Source organism: Pseudoxanthomonas yeongjuensis, from assembly GCF_010093345.1.
GTDB lineage: Bacteria > Pseudomonadota > Gammaproteobacteria > Xanthomonadales > Xanthomonadaceae > Pseudoxanthomonas_A > Pseudoxanthomonas_A yeongjuensis.
Genome location: NZ_PDWT01000028.1, coordinates 1 through 508, shown reverse-complemented (window position 1 = coordinate 508; position 508 = coordinate 1). Strand labels below are relative to the sequence as shown.

The 508-nt window shown below is 70.9% G+C and carries 1 protein-coding gene; it reads left to right on the top strand.

Annotation, left to right across the window (positions count from 1 at the left end; translation table 11 throughout):
- Positions 1-49: 49 nt before the first annotated feature.
- Positions 50-508 (top strand): hypothetical protein (locus tag CSC74_RS17380; RefSeq protein WP_211369689.1); only part of this gene is annotated, 459 nt, incomplete at its 3' end.

Sequence of the window (508 nt, the reverse complement as noted above, 5' to 3'; positions counted from 1 at the left end):
GGTGGGGACCGGGCGCCACAAGGAACGTCACACCACACAGGGGAACTCAATGCACGTCCATCATTTCGCCCGCATGGCCGCATGCGTGGCCGCGCTCGCGCTGCTCGCGGGCTGCGCACCCAAGTCGTATTCCGTCCGTCACCCGGCGCCCTCCGAGCAGCTGGTCTTCGGCACCAGCGCGCCTGCCACGACGCTGGCCCTGGTCGATGCCCGTCCCGGCGCGGGCCGCGCCTTCTCCAGCGGCATCCTGCCCGCCGCCCTGACGGTGGACGGCGCGCCGCTCGATGCCGCCGGCTACCTGGCCAGCAACCTGCAGGCCGAGCTGGTGGCGCGCGGCCTGCCCACGCAGGTCGACCTGGGAGGCACGGGGCTGCCGACGCTGGAACTGACGGCATTCCGCATGCAGAACCATCGCGCCAACGGCTTCAGCCCGTTCGTCACGCTGACCTTCCTGGGTGGCGAGCTGGTGACGTCGGAAGGCAAACAGCGCCTCGGCGTGTTCGTGAAG